This window comes from Xanthomonas sp. LMG 12460, from assembly GCF_009192895.1.
In the GTDB taxonomy this organism is placed as follows: domain Bacteria; phylum Pseudomonadota; class Gammaproteobacteria; order Xanthomonadales; family Xanthomonadaceae; genus Xanthomonas_A; species Xanthomonas_A sontii.
The window spans coordinates 1-21942 of record NZ_NKUH01000084.1; the positions used below are offsets into that span (position 1 = coordinate 1).

Consider the following 21942-nt stretch of genomic DNA (forward strand, 5'->3'; position numbering starts at 1 on the left):
CATAGCCAGAGGATCGCCGATCTGCTGCCGCTTGGCTTCGCGTTCGTGGCCGGCAAACAGGCTGATCATCGTGGCGTCCTCGGCGTGTTCTCCAGACCAATGATGCCAAAGGCGGGGTTTTTAGAGGTGCCCTTCAGTCGCGACGAGCGAAGTGCAGATCGCCACCGGCTTCGATAGCACGCTGGGCTAGGTCCTTCCACCAGTGCACCAAACAACTCGCCGAGAATTTCTGTGGGAGCGACTCCAGAGCGGATCCAATGACGACGGGGACCCGCTGCAGGAGCGGCTTCGGCCACGACAGACAGCATTGCTTGCCATCTGATGGTGCAGCGCGTCGGGACTGAAGTCCCTCTCACATCGCGCATTCGTCAGACGCGCGATACTGCATGATGATGCCTCCGCCACCGCCGTGATGGGCGGAGGCGGCCCAATCGCTCGCGCTACAGCTTGGCGCGCTGCGCGCGCAGACCGTCGAGTTGCGCGCTCCAGTCGGCCAGGCGCTGGCGTTCCTGTTCGATCACTGCGGGCGGCACCTTGTCGGTGAACTTGCCCAGCTTGGCCTCGCTCTTGTCCTTCTCCGCGGCGACGCGGGCGATCTCCTTGTCCAGACGCAGGCGTTCGGCATCCAGGTCGACCAGACCTTCCAGCGGCACCAGCAGCGTCAGTTCGCCGACGATCGCGGTGGCCGCGGCCGGCGACGGCGCGCCGTCGTCCAGCCACTGGATGGACTCCAGCTTGAGCAGGAAGCGCAGCTGCGCGGCGAAACGTTCGATTCGCGCGCGGTCTTCTGCCTGGCCACCCTGCAGCAGCAGCGGCACCTGCCGCGACGGCGCCACCTGCAGTTCGCTGCGCACGCGGCGCAGCGCCGACACCATCGCCTTCAGCCATTCCACGTCGGCCGCGGCGCCGGTGTAGGCGGTCACGTCCATCGACGCCGCCTCCGGGTACGGCTGCAGCGAGATGGTCGGTGCGGCGATGCCCAGGCGCGGCGCCACCTGCTGCCACAGCTCCTCGGTGAGGAACGGGGTCAGCGGGTGCAGCAGGCGCAGCAGGGTTTCCAGCACGTGCAGCAGGGTGTGGCGCGTGCTGTCGGCGGCCGCCGCATCGTCGCCGCTCAGCGCCGGCTTGGCCAGTTCCAGGAACCAGTCGCAGAACTCGTTCCAGGCGAATTCGTACAGGCACTGCGCCAGCAGGTCGAAGCGGTACGCGGCGAACTGCGCCTGCGCCTCGGCCGTGACCGCCTGCAGGCGCAGCAGGATCCACTTCTCGGCATCGGTGGCCGGTGCAAGCGAGGCTGAACCGGCATTCGAAGCGGTGTCCGCGTGGTTCGCCACCTGGGCGCGTGGCGACGCGTTCGTGATGGTCGCTGCGTCCACATCGTCCTGGCGCGTGTTCATGAGCACGAAGCGGCTGGCATTCCACAGCTTGTTGCAGAAGTTCTTGTAGCCCTCGGCGCGGCCCAGGTCGAACTTGATGTCGCGGCCGTGGCCTGCCAGCGCGGCGATGGTGAAGCGCAGTGCGTCTGCGCCGTGGGCGATGATGCCCTCGGGGAATTCCTTGCGCGTGGCCTTCTCGATCTTCTCGGCCATGCGCGGCTGCATCAGCCCGGTGGTGCGCTTGGCGACCAGGTCCTCGATGCTGATGCCGTCGATGATGTCCAGCGGATCGAGCACGTTGCCCTTGGACTTGGACATCTTCTGCCCGTCCTTGTCGCGGATCAGACCGGTGATGTAGACATCGCGGAACGGCACTTTCCCGGTGAAGCTGTCGGTGGCCATGATCATGCGCGCCACCCAGAAGAAGATGATGTCGAAGCCGGTGACCAGCACGCTCGACGGCAGGTAGCGGTCGAAGCCGCGCTCGGCCATCGCCTGCGGATCCGGCCAGCCCATGGTCGCGAACGGCCACAGCTGCGAGGAGAACCAGGTTTCCAGCACGTCGCTGTCCTGGTGCAGGGCGACGTCGGCAGCCACGCCACCCTTGGCGCGCGCGTCGGCCTCGTCGCGGCCGACGTAGCAGTTGCCTGCGTCGTCGAACCAGGCCGGAATGCGATGGCCCCACCACAGCTGGCGGCTGATGCACCAGTCCTGGATGTTCTCCATCCAGTGGCGATAGGTGTTGATCCAGTTCGGCGGCACGAACTGGATCTGCCCGGACTCGACCAGTTCCAGGCCGCGCTTGGCCAGCGCGTCCATCTTCACGAACCACTGGTCGGTGAGGTACGGCTCGATCACCTGGCCGGTGCGATCGCCGCGCGGCACCTGCAGCTTGTGCGGCTTGGTCTCGACCAGGATGCCGAGGTCTTCGAGGTCGGCAATGATGACCTTTCTGGCCTCAAAGCGATCAAGCCCGTGATACTTCGCAGGAATCATTTCGGATGCGCTTTTTCCGATCAATGTGTCCGTCGAAAGCTGTGTTGTTAGCCCGTCCTCATGCGGCTGGGGAGCGACATTTTTGAAAGAGAAGTCGTCGATGACCGACGACTTAATCTTTGCCTCTGGGGTGAACAGGTTGATCATCGGCAACCCATGCCGCACGCCGACCTGGTAGTCGTTGAAGTCGTGCGCCGGGGTGACCTTGACCACGCCGGTGCCGAACGCGCGGTCGACGTAGTCGTCGCCGATCACCGGCACGCGGCGGCCGGTCAGCGGCAGCGTCACGGTCTTGCCGATCAGGTGCGCGTAGCGCGCATCCTCCGGGTGCACCATCACCGCGGTATCGCCGAGCAGGGTCTCCGGGCGGGTGGTGGCGACCACCAGGTAGTCGCGGGTCTCGCGCAGGGTCTCGTTGCCGTCGGCGTCGTGCTCGACGTGTTCGTAGCTGGCGCCGTCGTCCAGCTTGTAGGCGATCGACCACAGGAAGCCGTCTTCCTCGACGTTCTCCACTTCCAGGTCGGAGATCGCGGTCTTCAGCACCGGGTCCCAGTTGACCAGGCGCTGGCCGCGGTAGATCAGGCCCTGTTCGTGCCAGCGCACGAAGGCCTCGATCACCGCCGCCGACGGCTGCGGATCCATGGTGAAGGTGCTGCGCGACCAGTCGGCCGAGGTGCCGAGGCGGCGCATCTGCCGCTCGATGGTGTCGCCGGAGTGCTGCTTCCACTCCCAGACCTTGGCGATGAAGCCGTCGCGGCCCAGCGAATCGCGGGTCTCGCCCTTGCCTTCCAGGGTCAGGTTGCGCGACACCACCATCTCGGTGGCGATGCCGGCGTGGTCGCTGCCGACCTGCCACAACGTGTCGAAGCCGCGCATGCGGTGGTAGCGCACCAGCGCATCCATCAGCGTCTGCTGGAAGGCGTGGCCCATGTGCAGCGTGCCGGTCACGTTCGGCGGCGGCAGCAGCACGGTGTACGGCGTGCCTTTCCCGGACGGCACGAAGTAACCGGACGCTTCCCATTGCGCGTACAGGCGCGATTCGAAGGAGGTGGGATCGTAGCTGGAGGCGAGGGTGGTCATGGGCTGGGAATCGGGAATCGGGAATGGGGAATCGATGGAGCGCAGAGCAGGGACCGCCTCAATGCGGCGCTTGGAGAAGCGATTCCCGATTCTCCATTCCCGATTCTCCGCTTCATCACATATCGTGCTTGCTGACCGCGTAGCCCTGGGCCTTGTACTGCTTCCAGCGCTCGCGCAGCGGGTCGCGCGCGGACGGGTCGGCCGGCACCACTTCCAGGACGCGGTCGCAGGCGCCCAGGTAGGGCGCATCGCGCAGGTTGATCACCAGCGGCCGCTGCGGCGCGTCGACGCCGGGCGGGACGATCAGCACCTGCGCCTCTTCCTCGTCGGCATCGGCGTCGGCGATCTGGTGCGGGATGTAGGCGTCGGCATCGAACGCCCACAGCAACTCGTCCAGTTCCTCGGCCTGGGCCATGTCGCGGGCCAGCACCAGCGTCCACAGGTTGGCGTCGTTGGCCTTGCGCGCCAGCTCGCACACCAGCCGCAGCGGTTCGTTGAGGAACCGCGGCTTGGCGATCAGGTAGAAGTCGGCGCGCATCAGGGCTGGGAGTGGGGAATGGGGAATAGGGAATGGGAACAGCGGGTGGCGGCGCGTGCGCCGCCTCCGGTTGGGTCAGACAGGGCGCTTTTCACGATTCCCGATTCCCGGTTCTCAATTCCCGGCCGCAACGCGGTCGAGCAACCACTGCGACAGCAAGCCCACCGGGCGGCCGGTGGCCATGCCGCGCTTGCCTTCGTCGCTGGCGACGCCGGCGATGTCCAGGTGCGCCCAGCGCTGGCCTTCGGTGAAGCGCGACAGGAAGCAGCCGGCGGTGATCGCGCCGGCCCAGCGGCCGCCGATGTTGTAGACGTCGGCAAAGCTGGAATCCAGCAGGCCCTGGTACTCGTCCCACAGCGGCAGGCGCCAGGCGCGGTCGAACACGTGCTCGCCGGCGGCCAGCAGTTCGGCGGCCAGGTCGTCGTGCTTGCTCATCAGGCCGGCGGTCTGGTGGCCGAGGGCGACCATGCAGGCGCCGGTGAGGGTGGCCACGTCGATCAGCGCCGCCGGCTTGAAGCGTTCGGCGTAGGTCAGCGCGTCGCACAGGATCAGACGGCCCTCGGCGTCGGTGTTGCCGACCTCGATGGTCTTGCCGGACATGCTGGTGATCACGTCCGACGGGCGATAGGCGTTGCCGTCGATCGCGTTCTCCACCGCCGGCACCACCACCACCAGGTTCAGCGGCAGGCGCGCGGTCGCGGCGGCGACGAAGGTGCCGATGACGTTGGCGCCACCGCACATGTCGTACTTCATCTCCTCGATGCCGCCCTGGGTCTTCAGGTTGACGCCGCCGGTGTCGAAGGTGATGCCCTTGCCGACCAGCACGTACGGCTGGGCGTCGCCGCCACCATGCCACTTCAGCACCAGCAGCCGCGGGCGGTTGGCCGAGCCACGCGCCACCGCCAGCAGCGAGCCCATGCCCAGTTCCTGCATCTGCGTCTCGTCGAGGATCTCGGCCTCGGCGCCGTCCACGCCCCGGGCGAAGGCGGCGGCGGTCTCGGCCAGGTAGGCCGGGGTGCACAGGTTCGGCGGCAGGTTGCCCAGTTCGCGGGCGAATTTCACGCCGGCGGCGATCGCCTCGCCCTGGGCCAGCGCGGTGGTGTCGTCGCCGTGCACGGCCAGGCGGGCGAGGCCGCTCTCGTCGGGCTTCTTCTTGCCGAGGGTGGCGGTGTAGCGGTAGCAGGCGTGGTCGCTGGCGATCACCGCCTGGCGGATCGCCCAGGCCTGGTCGCGGCCCTTGACCTCCAGCTCGCTCAGGGTCAGCAGCGCGCTGGCCGCCGGCCCGCTCTTGAGGGCGCGCGCGGCGTCGCCGACCGCCTTCAGGTACTGCGGCACGCCGAACTTGGCGGCGTCGCCCAGGCCCACCGTCAGCACGCGCGGCGCCTGCACGCCGGGCAGGTCGTGGAGCAGGGCGGTGGCGCCGGTCTTGCCGCTGACGTCGCCGCGCTCGGCCAGCGCGGTCAGGCGTCCGCCGCTGGCCGCGTCCAGGGCCTGGGCGGCCGGGGACAGGCGCTTGTCGGCGAACACGCCGACGACGATGCAGTCGAACGCCGCGGTGGCCGGGGCGTCGTGGTTCAGGGTGAATTCCAGGGCCATTGATCAGATTCCGTTGGCAAATCCGTACAATCGCGGACTCTTTACCCCCAGTCGGATAGGCTGGGGCAGCCGCGAACGAGTCCGAGAGTTTAAATCAACCCACCCCCATGCCGAAGCTCGATCGATACCTGCTGCGCGATTTCGTCCAGAGCTTCTCGGCCACCCTGATCGTGCTGCTGGTGGTCAGCGTCGGTGGTGTGCTGGTGGACATCCTGGGCAACATTGCCGATGGCCGCATCCCGGCCAAGTTGTTGTTTTCACAGCTGGGCCTGCAGTTCGTGGTGTACCTGCCGCTGATCCTGCCGCTGGCGCTGATGCTGGGCCTGCTGCTGGCGCTGGCGCGGCTGTACCGCGACTCGGAAATGGCGGTGATCACCGCCATCGGCGTGGGCCCGCGGCGCCTGCTGCGGCCGATCCTGATGCTGGTGATCCCGGTGGTGACCCTGGTCGGCATGTGCTCGCTGTGGCTGGGCCCCTGGGCCGACCGTACCTCCGACCGGCTGATCGACGAGGCCAACCACAGCCTGCTGATGGCCGGGCTGGAGGCCGGGCGCTTCACCCCGCTGTCCGACGGCGGCATCGTCTACATCAGCACCCTGTCCGGGGACGGCACCAAGCTCAGCAAGGTGTTCATGCAGCGGCAGAAGGACGGCCGCCTGGACGTGGTCACCGCGCAGCGCGGCGCCATGTTCTTCGAGGGCAAGGCCGACCGCTACCTGCGCCTGGAGGACGGTTACCGGGTCGAGGGGCCGCTGGCCGGCGACGGGCTGGACTACCGGATGATGCGCTTCGTCAGCAACGACGTGGCGCTGCCCGACCGCAACGCCGCGCGCAAGGACGATGACCCCGAATTGCTGCCCACCGCCAAGCTGATCGGCGATCCGCGCCCGCAGGCCAATGCGCAGCTGCATGCGCGCCTGGCGCCGCCGCTGCTGGCGCTGGCCTTCGCGCTGCTGACCCTGCCGCTGTCGCGCAGCTCGCCGCGGCAGCAGCGCTATGGCCGGATCATGCTGGCGTTCCTGGCCTACCTGGTCGGCACCAACCTGATGTTTCTCGGCACGCAGTGGCTGAGCACCGAGAAGCTGCCGCGCGCGCTCGGCCTGTGGTGGCTGACCCTGCCGTTGCTGGCGCTGTCGGTGTGGATGTACCTGCGCGATGGCCGGCTGTCGCGGCCGCGGAGGCAGCCGGCATGAGGCTGCGTCCGAACCTGCACGATGTGTACGTGGGCCGCGCCGTGCTCGGCACGGTGCTGCTGACCTGGGCGGTGCTGCTGGGCCTGGACGTGATCATGGCCCTGTCCAACGAGTTCAAGGTCATCGGCACCGGCAGCTACAGCCTGGGCCATGCCGCCGCGTTCGTGGCCTACACGGTGCCGCGCCGCGCCTACACCCTGTTCCCCACCGGCGCGGTGATCGGCGTGCTGATGGGCCTGGGCCAGCTTGCGGCCACCTCCGAACTGACCGCGCTGCGCGCGCTGGGTCTGTCGCGGCGCCGGCTGAGCCTGGCGGCGGCCTCGACCATGGCCGTGCTGACCGTGGTCATGGTGGTCAACGGCGAGACCCTGGCGCCATGGGCGCAGAACCAGGCCGACGCGATCAAGGCCAACGCCAAGTACAACGGCGACATGAGCATGGCGCGCTATTCCGGGCTGTGGGCGCGCGAGGGCAACACCTTCCTCAATGCCCAGGCCGGCGAAGAGCACCTGGAGGACGGGGGCGGCACCTGGCTGGAGCTGCGCGACGTGCGCCTGTACACGCTGGACGAGAGCGGCCGGCTGGCGTCGCTGACCCATGCCGCCATCGCCGAGCACCGGCACAACGGCTGGACGCTCAAGCAGGCCTACCGCGACACCTTCGCCGAACGCTCGGTGCAGCGCGAGAAGTTCGACAGCCTGCCGTGGCAATCGCAGCTGGACGCGGCGGCGCTGGCCTCGGGCCTGGCCAAGCCGCGCAACCTGTCGGCGCGCGACCTGCACACCAGCATCGAGTACCGCCGCCGCAACGGCCTGGACGCGCGCGACTACGAGGACCAGTACTGGAGCCGCTGGTTCTATCCGCTGAACGTGCTGGCGCTGTGCTTCGCCGCGATCCCGTTCGCGTTCGGCGCGCTGCGCAGCGGCGGCATGGGCAAGCGCCTGTTCTTGGGCATCCTGTTCGCCCTGGTGTTCTGGCTGCTGCAGCTGTTCTTCGGACGCATGGCCGGCGCCCTGAAGTTCGACTACCGCATCGCCTACGCCTTGCCGCCGCTGGTGATGCTGGCCGTGTCCTGGTTGCTGTTCCGGAAACGCAGCAGTTAGCGATGCGGCGTCCGAGCGCCACTGGCCTGGTGTTCTGCCTGTTGTATGCGGCGGTGATCGTTGGCTGCCGCTGGATGGCGAGCAATCTGCAGGTCGATGGCCATCTCCAGGCAGGGTTGCGGCAATTGCCGTTCGTTCCAATCACCCTTCCGCTGGCGATGCTCGACCTGTTGCCATGGTTGGAGCGGTTGCCGAGGGTCGTCGCATACGCGCTGGTGCTGCTGCCCATGTTCTGGGCGAGCTACTGGCTGGGTCGGTCCTTGGAGCGGTGGATCGGTGGTGTGGTCGCCTCGCGCAGGGCCGCATCGGCGCGCAGGCATGCTGATGGGGGGTGATGCTGTTCGGCGTTCTCGCCAATGCTTGCCGATCGGCGTCGATGTCGTGCTGGATTCGCCATGCGCGCTTCCGTTCGACGATGCGTCCAACGACATGAGATAGATGCCGCTGGCCCTGTCGTGCCGCGCCGCAGTGGTCCCGATGTGGCAGGAGTGGTCGGCGCGCCGCCGCGCGCCTGTGTGCTGCGGTCAGGGCTTGGCTTTGGGCAATCGTGTCAGATAGGTGCCGCTGGCCCTGTCGTGCCACGTCAACCGCTCCCGATCAAAAAGCGCCCACCAGAACCCCAGCCCGCCCAGCAGCAACGACACCGTGCCGACCAGATAACGCCGCCACAGTGCGCCCCAACGCGGCGTGGTGCCGTCGGCACCGTGCAGGCGCAGCCGCCATGGACGCATGCCCAGGGTCTGGCCGCCGCGCCGCCAGCTCAGCGTCGCGTACAGGCCGGCGACCACCCAGCAACACAGCCACAGCAGCCACTGCAGGGCGCTGAACGGGGCGATGTTCTCGCGCGGCGCATGGCCCTCCAGCGTGTAGCCGAGGGTGAACAGCGCCGAGACCACGAACCACAGCGCCAGCACCGGCCAGGCGTCGTAGAACAGCGCCAGCAGCCGCCACAGCAGCAGCGCGCGTGGACGGGGGGCGGAAGCGGGAGGCGGTGCGCTCATCGACACAGCTTAGAGCCAGTCGCGCGCTTTGCGGTGGACTGCGTTGCGCGCGGCTCGGGCATGCGCAGCCCTGCGCTCGTCCCGCCCACATCGACCTTGCGCCCCCCGGCAAAGCCGCTAGGCTTTCCCGATTCCCGATTCCCGATTCCCGATTCCCGATTCCCCAAATGCCCTCCCTGCATTCCCCCGCCGAACGCCGCCAGCAGACGCAACGGCTCGCGCCGCTGCGTGAGGCCGATGCGGCGGCGATCCAGCAGTTCCTGGATGCGGCCTGGGCCGAGCAGGGGTTGGCGCGGCAGAGCCTGGACAGCTACCGCCGCGACCTGGAAGGCTTCGCGCGTTGGCGCGACGGTGCCGGCGGCGGGTTGGCCGGTGCCGATCGACAGGCGCTGTTCGATTACCTGGCATGGCGTACCGAGCTGGGCTATTCGCCGCGCAGCAACGCCCGCTGGCTGTCGTCGCTGCGCGCGTTCTTCGCGCTGCGCGTGCGCCGCGGCGAGCGCAGCGACGATCCGACCGCGCTGCTGGAGCCGCCGCGGCTGCCGCGTTCGCTGCCCAAGGCGCTGGCCGAAAGCCAGATCGATGCGCTGCTGGCGGCGCCGGACGCGACCGCGCCGGCAGGCCTGCGCGACCGCGCCATGCTCGAGCTGATGTACGCCGCCGGCTTGCGCGTCAGCGAGCTGGTCAACCTGCCGGCCAACGCGGTCAATCTGCGCCAGGGCGTGCTGCGGGTTACCGGCAAGGGCAGCAAGGAGCGGCTGGTGCCGTTGGGCGAGGAGTCGCAGCACTGGCTGCAGCGCTATCTGGACAGCGCCCGCCCGGCGCTGGCGGCGGGGCAGGCGGTGCCGGCCAGCGATGGCGTGGTGCCGCTGTTCATCGACGCCGCGCGCCGCGCGCTGACCCGCCAGCAGTTCTGGGGGCTGGTCAAGCGCTATGCGGCGGTGGCCGGGATCGATCCGGTGCGGATCAGCCCGCACGGCCTGCGCCACAGCTTCGCCACGCATCTGCTCAACCGCGGCGCCGACCTGCGCGCGCTGCAGATGCTGCTCGGCCACAGTTCCCTGTCCACCACCCAGATCTACACGCTGGTGGCGCGCGAGCACCTGCAGAGCCTGCACCGCAAGCATCATCCGCGTGGCTGAGCGGCAACTGCAGCTGCCGCCGGCGATGGCATCCTTTCCCTTCCATCGAGTGCGTCCATGAGCGAGTTGCGACATCGCGTTTCCCATGCGCCAGCACGAGCTTGTGCCGGCCTGCTGCTGCTCGCGCTCGGCAGCGCGTTCGCGGCCGGGCCGGTGCAGCCGTCCGCCATGCTGGCGGCCGAGCCTGGCGACAGCGCGTGGCAGATCGCGGCTGCCGGCACGGCGCTGGAGGCGCAGGCACCGGCGGTGCGTCGCCACGACGATCTGCTGTTCTGGACGCTGCCGGGAGGGCAGCGCGAACCGGCCACGGCGGCGCATCTGCTGATCGCAGCGCCGTATGCCCAGGTGCAGGCCGCGGTACGTGGCGTCGTGCAGGCGCAGGGGGGCTTCCAGGAAGGCAACGAGACCTTGCCGCTGTCGTATCTGCCCGACGATTGGGGCCGGGTCCTGCTGTCACGCCGCCAGGACCTGCGCGCGGCGCTGGCCGAGCGCTTCGCGCAGCCGATGCTGCAGGCGGCGGTGGAGCAGGGCGCGCTGACTGAGGAGGAGGCGCGCACGCGCCTGCAACAGGCGCGCGAGCGCAGCGATTGGGCGCCACAGGATCGCGCCGAACTGGCTGTGTTCCGCGAGACGCGCTATGCGGAATACTGCGCCACGCGCAGCGAACGCCAGGGACTGAGCGGGCGTCTGGAACTGAGGGTATGCGTCTTCGACATGACCGCGGCCATGGGGCATGCGACCACCGCGCTGAGCATCGAGCGCACCGACAACTACGCCAATCCGGATTACAGCGTGATCAGGCAGATCACCCAGTTCAATCCGCTGGGCGGTGCGTCGCAGCCGTCGCGGTTGAGCCAGCGCGTGGTGCCGGCGGTGCTGTTCCAGGCCGTGCGCCAGGCGCTCGCCGCGAGCGTGCCGCAGCAGCCGGTGCGTGTGGCCGCGTCGCCGTTGGCATGGACGCTGCCGCCGCAGCGCGCCCGTGCGGCGCCGGCCATCGCGTTTGTCCCGCCGCGCAACGACGTGCCGCTGTTGCCGTTCGACGCGCTGCCCTGGGACGCGCTCGGCGGCGAACTGGCCACGGCGGACAGCGGCGCCCGCTACCCGCGCGATCTGCTGGCGCTGCCCGACGGCGATCTGTTGCTCAGCATGCAGGTGCTGGGCGGGACGGGCGCCAGCACCCGGCTGTGGCGGCTGCATCACGACGGCACGCGCTGGCAGACGGAAACGGTCTGGCAGGGCGAGGGCGGTGCGCAACGGCTGATGTCCGATGCGCAGGGCAGCCGCGTGTGGTTCCTGGCCGGCGCCGCTGGCGAGTCCGCCGTCCTGTATGCCTATGACGTCGCCTCGCGGCGCCTGCATCGCTACCGGGTCGATGGCGAGGGCAGCGATGGCGACGCGCGCTGGGAACTGGATGCCGCGCAGCGCCCCGTGTATTTCGATCACAGCTACGCTGGCGGCGGCGGTGCGTTCGGCAGCAGTCGGTTCACCCTGAATGCGCCGACCGCCGCGGTACCGGCGGCGGATGGACCCTGGGCGTTCGCGCCGGTGTTCGGCGCGCCGCGACAAGCGTTGATGGATGCGGCGAAGAAGGGCAATGCGCAGCTGTGGCCGGTGCGCCTGCGCGACCCGCATGCGCTGTGGGTGGAGGATGCCCAGGGCATCGCCGCCCTCGATCCGACCAGCGGGCGTGTCCTGCGCGCGTTCGCGTTGCCGCAGCGTTTCGGTCGCCCCGATCCGGCCGACGCCTCCGGCGTGGCACAGTGGGTGCCCACCCCGTTGGGGTCGCTGCAGGGTCGCTGGATCGCCAGCGGCTTCGTGCTGATGCTGGCCGACCACGGCACCGGGACGCCGCAGTTCGCGCCATCCGGCGCGTCGAAGGCGCAGCCCGAAGCGCGCTTCGTCGGTATGCACGTGCTGGATATGGACGACGGCCGCGTGCGCCTGTCGGCCTTGCTGGGGTGCGCCGACGCGCTGAAGGCGGCGGCCCGTTCGGCGCACGGCCGGCTGCTGGCGCTGGGCAGCGATGCCCCCGCCGCGGCCGGGCCGCAGCTGGCGCTGTGGCAGATCGCCGCCGCGCAGACACCGCTGCGCTTGGCCTCGCCGGCGCGCGGTTCGCTGAACGCACTGGCGTTTTCGTGGGACGGCGCCACGCTCTGGGCCTTGACCGATGGCGGCCTGCTGCGCTGGTCGTTGCCACTGGCGCTGCGCGATCCGGCGGGTGCGGGCAGCTATCCGGAGCACGCGAAATATTGATCCGCGCCCTTGCTGCGACGGCGTGCCCCCCGCTCAGCCTGTCTACATCGAGCGGACAAGGGGGTATGCGACAATCCAGCCGGTTCGCAGCCCTCATGGATAGCCAATGCTCCGTTTTGCTCTTTTTGCGCTGCTGTGCGCCACCTCTCTTTCCGCCTGCGCGCAGCCGGCTTCGCCCACCGGCGGCGCTGCCGCTGCCAAGCCGGCCGCCGCCGCTCCCACCGGCGCACCGGGCGAGCAGCGCGTACGCTCGGCGCTGCTGCAGCTCGATCCCAACTTCAAGCCCGACTACATCGGCGCCGCGCCGTTCCCCGGCTTCCGCGAAGTGGTGGTCGGCGGGCAGGTGCTGTACGTCTCCGACGACGGCCGCTACCTGTTCCAGGCGCAGCCGTTCGACATCCAGGAGAAGCAGTTCGCCTCCAGCGAAGGCCTGCTGAGCTACCGCCGCAAGCTGCTGGAATCGGCGCCGCGTGCCGACCGCATCGTGTTCGCCCCGGCCAATCCCAAGTACACCATCAGCGTGTTCACCGATATCGAATGCGGCTACTGCCGCAAGCTGCACAGCGAGATCGGCGAGCTCAACAAGCAGGGCATCGCCGTGGAGTACCTGGCGTATCCGCGCATGGGCCTGGGCAGCCAGGACTACAAGGACATGGTCGCGGTGTGGTGCGCGGCCGACAAGAAGCAGGCGCTGACCGACGCCAAGGCCAACGGCAAGGTGCCGAGCGCGACCAACTGCAAGAACCCGGTGACCATGCAGTACAACCTGGGCCAGCGCCTGGGCGTCAACGGCACCCCGGCGATCTTCGCCCCGGACGGCACCCAGATCGGCGGCTACCTGCCCCCGGCCAAGATGCGCGAGGCGCTCGATAAGCGCGCGGCGGAAGCGACCAAGGCGGGCGGAAGCCGCTGAGCGGCCGGTAATGGGGAAACGGGAATCGGGAATGGGTGCGACGTCGCTCGTTCCCGCGGCCACGGCCGCTGAACGCCCGTCTCTCCCCCTTGGTCGGCGGTGCGGCCTTTGCGCCACCGTTGGTGCCACCGCGCGTTTTGCCGCTGGAGCGCCGCGTCCGCTGTCGCCCAACCACCTCTAGCACGTCCGCTGGCGCCGACCCCGCTCGGCGGCCGGCTGTGCCGATTCCCCATTCCCGAATCCCCATTCCCAGCTCTCCGCTACAATAGCCAGCCCGTTTCCTCACACGGTTCCCCGGACATGATCGTCCTCGAGGGCGCTTCCGCCCTTTCGCCGTTCCGTCGCGCTCGGCTCGAAACCCGCCTGCAGTCCCTCGTTCCCGGCGTGCGCATCGTCGGCGCCTGGCACGTGTACTTCCTCGACGGCGACGACGCCGGGCAACTGGACCTGGTCGCGGCCCGCCGCATCCTGCAGGCGCAGGACGCGCCGGCGCCGGCGGAGGCGGGCACCTGCTCGCGCTACGTAGTGCCGCGGCTGGGCACGCGCTCGCCGTGGTCGAGCAAGGCCACCGAACTGGTCCGCGGTGCCGGGCTGGCGATCCGCCGGGTCGAACGCGGCACGCGCCTGGACCTGGCCGGCTGGCCGCAGGCGCCTGCCGACCAGGCCGCGCTGGCCAAGCTGCTGCACGATCCGATGACGCAGTCGCTGCTGGACGATGCCGCACAGGCGCAGGCGCTGTTCCAGGCGCCGGCGCGCGGCGAGGTCGAGCGCATCCCGCTGGATCAGCTGGAAGCGGCCAACGCGCGGCTGGGCCTGGCCCTGGCCCAGGACGAGATCGATTACCTGCGCCAGCGCTTCGGCGAACTCGGCCGCGATCCGGCCGACGTGGAACTGATGATGTTCGCGCAGGCCAATTCCGAGCACTGCCGGCACAAGATCTTCAACGCCAGCTGGACCATCGACGGCAAGGAGCAGGACCGCTCGCTGTTCCGGATGATCAAGCACACCCACCAGCAGACCCCGCAGCACACGCTCAGCGCGTACAGCGACAACGCGGCGGTGGTGGAAGGGCATCCGGCCGCGCGCTACCGTCCGGATCCGGCCAGTGGCGAGTACCGCAGCGAGGCGGTGACGCCGTCGGCGTTCTGCATCAAGGTCGAGACCCACAACCACCCGACCGCGATCGCGCCGTTCCCGGGCGCCTCCACCGGCGCAGGCGGCGAGATCCGCGACGAGGGCGCCACCGGCCGCGGCGGCAAGCCCAAGGCCGGCCTGACCGGCTTCAGCGTCTCGCACCTGCGCATTCCCAGCCTGCCGCAGCCGTGGGAAGGCGCGCGGCCGCTCAACCCGCGCATGGCGCCGGCGCTGGAAATCATGCTGGACGGCCCGCTCGGCGGCGCCGCGTTCAACAACGAATTCGGCCGGCCCAACCTGCTCGGCTATTTCCGCAGCTTCGAGCTGCCGGAGACGCAGGACCTGACCCGCGCCTACGACAAGCCGATCATGCTGGCCGGCGGCCTGGGCGCGATCGATCGCGTGCAGGTGGAGAAGATCCCGCTGCAGCCCGGCGATGCGGTGATCGTGCTCGGCGGCCCGGCGATGCTGATCGGCCTGGGCGGCGGTGCGGCCAGTTCGGTGGCCTCCGGCGACAGCGCCGAGGACCTGGATTTCGCCAGCGTGCAGCGCGACAACCCGGAGATGGAGCGGCGCGTGCAGGAGGTCATCGACCGCTGCGTGGCGCTGGGCGCGGACAACCCGATCCGCTGGTTCCACGACGTCGGCGCCGGCGGCCTGTCCAACGCCATTCCCGAACTGCTGCACGATTCCAGCGTGGGCGGCCTCATCGACCTGGACCGCGTGCCCAGCGACGACCCCTCGCTGTCGCCGATGCAGCTGTGGTGCAACGAATCGCAGGAGCGCTACGTGCTCGGCGTGCCGCAGGCGCGCCTGGCCGAATTCGCCGCGATCTGCGAACGCGAGCGCTGCCCGTTTGCCGCCGTGGGCGTGGCGACCGCCGAGGAACGGCTCGTCGTGGGGTACGGGGTGCTCGGCGGTGGGAATGGAGAATCGGGAATCGGGAATGGTGAAAAGCCGGCAGACTCCGCTGTTGCCCATTCCCCATTCCCCACTCCCCATTCCCAGCATCCGATCGATCTGCCCATGGACGTCCTCTTCGGCAAGCCGCCGAAGATGCATCGCGACACCCGGCAGCCGCCGGCGCCGCGCTGGCCGGAGCTGGACACCGAGGCGCTGGACCTGCGCGAGGCCGGGCTGCGTGTGCTGGCCCATCCGACTGTGGCGGCGAAGAGCTTCCTGGTCACCATCGGCGATCGTAGCGTCGGCGGCCTGACCGCGCGCGAGCAGATGATCGGCCCCTGGCAGCTGCCGCTGGCCGATTGCGCGATCACGTTGGCCGGTTTCGACACCCACGCCGGCGAAGCGATGGCGATCGGCGAGCGCACCCCGCTGGCCCTGCTCGACGCCGCCGCGGCCGCGCGCATGGCGGTGGGCGAGGCGATCACCAACCTGTGCGCGGCGCCGGTGCAGGCGCTGGACCAGGTCAAGCTGTCGGCGAACTGGATGGCCGCGGCCAACCACGACGGCGAGGACGCGCGCCTGTACGCCGCGGTCAAGGCGGTGGGCATGGAACTGTGTCCGCAGCTGGACCTGAGCATCCCGGTGGGCAAGGACTCGCTGTCGATGCAGGCGCAATGGGCGGTGACCGCCGTGAATCGGGAATCGGGAATCGGGAATGGGGAACAGCGCGATGCGTCCGCCACCGATGCCGCCGCTTCTCCGATTCCCGATTCCCCATTCTCCAGTCCCGGCGAGACGCACAAGAGCGTCTCGCCCGTCTCCCTCATCGTCTCCGCGTTCGCGCCGGTCGCCGATGCGCGGGCGCAGTTGACGCCGTTGCTGGCGCGCGAGGCCGAGAGCGAGTTGTGGCTGATCGGGCTGGGCGGCGGCAAACAGCGCCTGGGCGGTTCGGTGCTGGCGCAGGTGCATGGCGACGGTGCGCTGCCGGCGTTCGGCGGGGCGGTGCCGGACCTGGACGATCCGCAGCGGCTGCGCGCGTTCTTCGAGCTGATCCGCGATGCGCGCGAGGCCGGCCTGCTGTTGGCGTATCACGACCGCAGCGACGGCGGCGCGTTCGCCGCGCTGTGCGAAATGGCGTTCGCCTCGCGGCAGGGCCTGGACATCACCCTCGATGCCTGGGGCGACGATCCGTTCCGCAGCCTGTTCAACGAGGAACTGGGCGCGGTGGTGCAGGTCGCGCGCGAAGACCGCGCGGCGTTCGCCGACCTGGTCGAGCGCCATGCGCTGACCGAGTGTGCGCAGCGCATCGCCCGCCCCAGCACCGCTGCGGCGGTACGCGTGGGCCTGGGCGGCAAGACCCTGGCCGAATGGCGTTGGGACGAGTTGTTCGATGCCTGGTGGTCGGTGACCCACGCCATGCAGACGCTGCGCGACAACCCCGACAGCGCCGCCGAGGAACGCGCGCTGGCGCGCGATTTCGCCGCGCCCGGGCTGAAGCCGAAACTGGCCTTCGACCCGGCCGAGGACGTCGCCGCGCCGTTCGTCGCCAGCGGCCAGCGGCCGAAGGTGGCGATCCTGCGCGAGCAGGGCGTCAACGGCCAGATCGAGATGGCCAATGCGTTCGAGCGCGCCGGCTTCCGCGCCTTCGACGTGCACATGAGCGACCTCATCGCCGGCCGCGTGGACCTGGCCGACTTCGTCGGCCTGGCCGCCTGCGGCGGCTTCAGCTATGGCGACGTGCTTGGCGCCGGCCGCGGCTGGGCGACCTCGATCCTGGAGCGGCCGGCGCTGCGCGATGCCTTCGCCGCGTTCTTCGCGCGTCCGGATACCTTCGCCCTGGGCGTGTGCAACGGCTGCCAGATGCTCAGCCAGCTCAAGGACATCATCCCCGGTGCCGAGCATTGGCCGCGCTTCCTGCGCAACCGCAGCGAGCAGTTCGAGGCGCGCACCAGCCTGCTGGAAGTGGTGGAATCGCCGTCGATCTTCCTGCGCGGCATGGCCGGCTCGCGGATCCCGGTGGCGGTGGCGCACGGCGAAGGCCGCGCCGAGTTCGACACTGCCGTGGACCAGGCCGCCGCGCGCGTGGCACTGCGCTTCGTCGACGGCCATGGCGCCGTCGCCACGCAGTACCCGCTGAACCCGAACGGCTCGCCCGACGGCATCACCGGCCTGACCAGCGATGACGGCCGGGTGACCATCCTGATGCCGCACCCGGAACGCACCCTGCGCTCGCTCAACCTCAGCTGGCATCCGGCCGAGTGGCCGGACGAGGCGCCGTGGCTGCGCATGTTCCGCAATGCGCGGGTGTGGGTGGGCTGAAGCCCGCCCTGGCGCGCTCGCCGCGATGGCGACGCGCCTGCCTGGTGCGCTGCCGACGGCGACGTGTTCGGCGACCTGATCGCGTCCTGGCGCTGGCCCTTGCCGGCGCGCCGTCGGCAATGCCTGTAGCCGCGATGTTTGGGGCGGCGCTGCCGGCTGCGTTGCTCGGGTCTGTGCCGCGCTGCCATCGCTGTGGGATGCAGAATGCAGTGCCGGGATTCGTGGCGTGGCGCATGCGCCGAATCGCGCGTCGCAGTGTCCCATGTGGGAGGGACTTCAGTCCCGACGCAGGACCGCATCCAGGCCCGGCCGAACTGGCGGTTTGGCGGCCGATGCCGTCGATTTTTCTGTGTGTCGAGTGGGTTTCCTCGGCGCATCCCGCCTGCATGAGCTGACCGTGCGCGGTCGCGGCTGAAGCCGTTCCTGCGGGATATCGCGGTGCGGTGCGCCTTGCGCGGTGCCGTCATCGCTGCAGCGTGCGTGTGCCTGCGCCATCCGCCACCGCTTGCAAGCGAATGGTGCGTCCTCCCGCGCGTGGTGCTCTTCGCCGTGTAGCGACGGCCCGGCAGCACCCGCCCGTCGTGCGGCACAAGGTCGCTCCGCCGCGCGACCGCTCGCCCCATTTCGCGCAGTCGGCGCCATGCGCAGCCGTCTGGAGCCGTCACTCGGCATGCCTGGGCGCGCTTTTGCGCTTCTACCACCCGGCCGCGTCAAGTCCTTGACAGGAAACGAAATCGCCCGAAGCGCGGTGTGTCAACGCTGGCAAGGTCCGTGCCGAAAAATTGGCGCGAGTTGGTTGTTTTCATTGATATTTATCGAAAATTTAACGAAATCAGGCTGAATTCGCGGTCTGTGTCACGGCGCGTGTCGCATTAAGTCAAAAACTTGACGTACTCGAGAGGCCGAGTTAACACTCGGGTCAGTTCCGCATTCCACCTCGGTTCATCTACAGCTCCGAGCAGCGACAGGCGTGAGCCTCTCGCGTCCCGGCAAGGGACGTGCGGCACCAAAAAACCGACAGGGGGTCGGCCGGCCGGAACGCCGGGCGAGGGTGGCTTTTTGACCAAAAACCAGCCGAATTGAGGAGCAGTCGTCGATGAATCGGATTTATCGCAAGGTCTGGAACAACGCGTTGGGGATGTGGGTGGTGGCGTCGGAACTGGCCAGCGGCGATGCCCGCGGTGCGGTCGTCCGCGATCGCCGTGCCGCACGCGCACACGGCCTGGCCCTGGCCGGCGCGATCGCCCTGGCGCTGGGCGCCGGCGCCCTTCCCGGCAGCGCCCAGGCGCAGGCCGTGCAGATCGGCGACAACGCCAACGCCAGCGGCGACTACGCCACCGCGGTCGGTGCCGAGAGCAACGCCAGCGGCGCGCAGAGCACCGCGACCGGCGCGGCCAGCAACGCCAGCGGCGACGGCAGCGTGGCCAGCGGCACTCTCAGCGACGCCAGCGGCGTGGAAGCCAGCGCGCTCGGCTACTACAGCACCGCCAGCGGCGATGGCGCGACCGCGCTCGGCGCCGAGAGCATCGCCTCCGGCGCGGCCAGCGCCGCGGTCGGCGTGGCGGCCGACGCGACCGGCGAATACGCCACCGCGGTCGGCGGCTTCTCCAGCGCCAGCGGCTTCAACAGCACCGCGCTGGGCAACAGCGCGGTCGCGCAGGGCCGCAACAGCGTGGCGCTGGGCGCCGACGCGGTGGCCGACCGCGACGACAGCGTCTCGGTCGGCAAGGCCGGCGGCGAGCGCCAGATCACCCACGTGGCCGCCGGCACCGAGGCCACCGATGCGGTCAACGTGGCCCAGCTCGACGCGGTCAGGCAGACCGCCGACACCACCGCCAAGTATTTCCAGTCCAGCGGCAGCGACGCCAGCGATGCCGGCGCCTACGTCGAGGGCGCCAATGCGATCGCCGCCGGCGAAGGCGCCAACGCCATCGGCAACGGCGCCAGCGCACTGGGCAGCGGCGCCACCACGCTCGGCGGCAACGCCACTGCGGTCGGCAGCAACGCCACCGCCGTCGGCGCCTCGGCAACGGCAGTCGGCGGCGCGTTGTCGATCGTCGACGAGAACGGCGAGGTGCTGCTGGAAGGCACCACCACGGCGGCCGAGCAGGGCGCCAGCGCGTTCGGCGCCGGCGCGCAGGCCAATGGCGCGTTCTCCACCGCACTGGGCACGGCGGCACGCGCCGACGGCCTGCAGAGCACCGCCACCGGTTTCTCCGCTGCCGCCACAGGGCTGGCCGCGACCGCCAACGGCGGCTTCAGCCAGGCCGGCGGCGACTTCGCTTCCGCGGTCGGCTACGGCGCCAACGCCAGCGGCGGCAATGCTGTGGCGCTGGGTTATTCGAGCCTGGCCAGCGGGGCGTCCAGCACCGCGGTTGGCGGCAGCGTGCTCGGCCTGTTCACCACCGAGGCGCAGGGCGAGGGCGGCAGCGCATTCGGCGCCGGCGCCTGGGCCAACGGTGCGTTCTCCACCTCGGTCGGCTGGCTCAGTTCGGCCGATGGCGCGTCCAGCGCCGCGTTCGGCGCCGCGTCCTGGGCGCAGGCCGACGATTCCACCGCGCTGGGCTACGGCGCCAAGGCCGCGGCCAGCGGCAGCGTCGCGCTCGGCCAGGGATCGGTCGCCGATCGCGCCGACACCGTCTCGGTGGGCAGCGCCGGCAAGGAGCGGCAGATCGCCAACGTCGCCGCCGGCACCGAAGGCACCGATGCGGTGAACCTGGACCAGCTCGACGCGGTCAAGCAGGTGGCCGACGGCACCGCGCGGCTGTTCGCCGGCAGCGGCGACGGCACCGCGCTGGCGCAGGGCCAGCAGGCCACCGCCGCCGGCGCCGATGCGCTGGCCGATGGCGACTACACCACCGCCGTGGGGTCCACCAGCACCGCCGCCGGCCTCGGCGCCTCGGCGCTGGGCAGCGGCGCGGTCGCCAGCGGCGCCCACGCCAGTGCGGTCGGTACCGATGCCACGGCGGTCGGCACCTCGGCCACGGCCATCGGTAGCACCGCGACGGTGTACGAGTACGACGAGAACGGCTTCATCGTCGGCAGCCGCGAGCAGACCACCCAGGCCCTGGGCGTGGCCGCCACCGCGGTCGGCGGCGGCGCGCAGGCGCTGGATCCGCTGACCACCGCGGTCGGCACCGGCACCTCGGCCGGCGGTGTGCAGAGCACCGCGCTGGGCTATCACGCGCAGACCTTCAAGGATGGCGCCACCGCGGTCGGCGGCCTGTCCGAAGTGGCCGGCGACCTGGGCACGGCGGTGGGCTACAGCGCTCGCGCCGCAGGCGACTACGCCACCGCGATGGGCATCGGCGCGCGCGCCACCGCCACCAGTGCGGTGGCGATGGGCATGAACGCGCTGGCCAGCGGCACCGACAGCGTCGCCGTGGGCGGCGTCAGCACCGCCGCGGCCAGCGCCGGCAACAGCGTGGGCATCGCCGCCGCCACCGGCGTCGGCGGCATCGCCCTGGGCGCCGGCGCGCAGAGCCAGTCCGACTACGCGATCGCGCTGGGCTACAACGCCAACGTGTTCCCGAACCTGCCGGGCAACGTCGATTCGGTCGCCATCGGCCACAGCGCCGGTTCGTTCGCGCCGCGCACGGTGTCGTTGGGCAGCTATGCGCTGGCCGCCGGCGACAGCGGCATCGCGCTGGGCTACAAGGCCACCGCCTGGAATCCCGACAGCGTCGCGCTGGGCGCACGTGCGGTGACGTCGATCTACAACAACAACGGCACCGCGCTCGGCACCGACAGCCAGGCCAACGGCAGCGATGCCACCGCGATCGGCTACGGCGCGCGGGTCAGCACCTGGCTGGACGATGCGCGCAACCAGGCGCCGACCAATGCGGTCGCGCTCGGCGCGCATTCCTACGCCGCGCGCGACAACAGCGTGTCGGTCGGCGATGTCGGCAACGGCCTGACCCGGCAGATCACCAGCGTCGCCGCCGGCACCGAAGCCACCGACGCGGTCAACGTGGCGCAGTTGCAGGAGGCCGGCAAGTACCTGCAGGCCAGTGCCGGCCACAGCGATGCCGGCGCCTACGTCGAAGGCGACGACGCGCTCGCCGCCGGCGAGGCCGCCAATGCCATCGGCAACGGCAGCACTGCGCTCGGCGCCGGCGCCGATGCGCTCAACAGCGGGGCGACCGCAGTCGGCAGCGGCGCGGTGGCCTGCGCGTTGGTGCCGAAGGCAGCGCTGTTCTGCCCGGCGGCCACCGCGCCGCTGCCGACTGCGGTCGCCCCGCTGTTGAGCGCATCGGCGCCGGCGCCGAGCGCAGTGCTGCCGTTGCCGATGGCATTGGCGGCCTCGCCGGCGGCGAGCGCGTCGTCGCCTTCGACGTAGGCGCCGGCATCGCTGTGGCCGGCACTGGCCTGCAGGTACTTGCCGGCCTCCCGCAA

Annotated in this window: 12 protein-coding genes; 8 read left to right on the forward strand and 4 right to left on the reverse strand. The window is 70.2% G+C overall.

From position 1 onward, the window contains the following. Positions 1 to 440: 440 nt before the first annotated feature. The 3 genes from CEK66_RS15995 to CEK66_RS16005 form a co-directional block, all read right to left on the reverse strand. A complete protein-coding gene (locus CEK66_RS15995; RefSeq protein ID WP_152237570.1) occupies positions 441 to 3452 on the reverse strand; it encodes a valine--tRNA ligase in 3012 nt (1003 codons plus the stop codon). A 115-nt stretch (positions 3453 to 3567) separates the two neighbouring features. After that, complete coding sequence (locus tag CEK66_RS16000) at positions 3568 to 3993, reverse strand: DNA polymerase III subunit chi (protein WP_026144777.1); 426 nt, start codon at positions 3991 to 3993, stop codon at positions 3568 to 3570. A gap of 111 nt (positions 3994 to 4104) precedes the next feature. Then, the gene (locus tag CEK66_RS16005) at positions 4105 to 5586 is read right to left on the reverse strand and encodes a leucyl aminopeptidase (protein WP_152237571.1); all 1482 of its coding nucleotides are present in this window, start codon (positions 5584 to 5586) and stop codon (positions 4105 to 4107) included. Positions 5587 to 5693: 107 nt separating this feature from the next. On the opposite strand from CEK66_RS16005, the gene lptF reads away from it, so the two are divergent. From lptF to CEK66_RS16020, 3 genes are read left to right on the forward strand one after another with little or no spacing between them, the layout of a single operon-like run. Continuing rightward, complete coding sequence (lptF, locus tag CEK66_RS16010) at positions 5694 to 6779, forward strand: LPS export ABC transporter permease LptF (RefSeq protein ID WP_010343579.1); 1086 nt, start codon at positions 5694 to 5696, stop codon at positions 6777 to 6779. Next, positions 6776 to 7882, forward strand: coding sequence for an LPS export ABC transporter permease LptG (gene lptG, locus CEK66_RS16015; RefSeq protein ID WP_017911111.1), 1107 nt, complete (start codon positions 6776 to 6778; stop codon positions 7880 to 7882). Before lptF ends, lptG begins: the two co-directional genes overlap by 4 nt. A gap of 2 nt (positions 7883 to 7884) precedes the next feature. Continuing rightward, a complete protein-coding gene (locus CEK66_RS16020) occupies positions 7885 to 8217 on the forward strand; it encodes a hypothetical protein (RefSeq protein WP_017916645.1) in 333 nt (110 codons plus the stop codon). Between the two features lie 189 nt (positions 8218 to 8406). Here CEK66_RS16020 and CEK66_RS16025 read toward each other — a convergent pair whose 3' ends face one another. After that, positions 8407 to 8883 carry an RDD family protein gene (locus tag CEK66_RS16025; RefSeq protein ID WP_017916646.1) on the reverse strand — a complete coding sequence of 159 codons (477 nt, stop codon included), beginning with the start codon at positions 8881 to 8883 and terminating at the stop codon, positions 8407 to 8409. 167 nt (positions 8884 to 9050) lie between these two features. Between CEK66_RS16025 and xerD the strand changes: the two genes are divergently transcribed. The 5 genes from xerD to CEK66_RS16050 all read left to right on the forward strand — a co-directional run bounded on the left by xerD (position 9051) and on the right by CEK66_RS16050 (position 21886). Then, a complete protein-coding gene (gene xerD, locus CEK66_RS16030; protein ID WP_152237572.1) occupies positions 9051 to 10025 on the forward strand; it encodes a site-specific tyrosine recombinase XerD in 975 nt (324 codons plus the stop codon). A 57-nt stretch (positions 10026 to 10082) separates the two neighbouring features. Continuing rightward, positions 10083 to 12278, forward strand: coding sequence for a hypothetical protein (locus CEK66_RS16035; protein WP_152237573.1), 2196 nt, complete (start codon positions 10083 to 10085; stop codon positions 12276 to 12278). A gap of 106 nt (positions 12279 to 12384) precedes the next feature. After that, positions 12385 to 13191, forward strand: a complete 807-nt coding sequence (locus CEK66_RS16040; RefSeq protein WP_152237574.1) for a DsbC family protein — start codon at positions 12385 to 12387, stop codon at positions 13189 to 13191. A 300-nt stretch (positions 13192 to 13491) separates the two neighbouring features. Further along, on the forward strand, positions 13492 to 17547 hold the full coding sequence (purL, locus tag CEK66_RS16045; protein ID WP_152237575.1) for a phosphoribosylformylglycinamidine synthase: 4056 nt from the start codon (positions 13492 to 13494) through the stop codon (positions 17545 to 17547). 1096 nt (positions 17548 to 18643) lie between these two features. Beyond that, positions 18644 to 21886 (forward strand): ESPR-type extended signal peptide-containing protein, encoded by a 3243-nt coding sequence (locus CEK66_RS16050; RefSeq protein ID WP_152237576.1) that lies wholly within the window; start codon positions 18644 to 18646, stop codon positions 21884 to 21886. Positions 21887 to 21942: the final 56 nt, after the last annotated feature.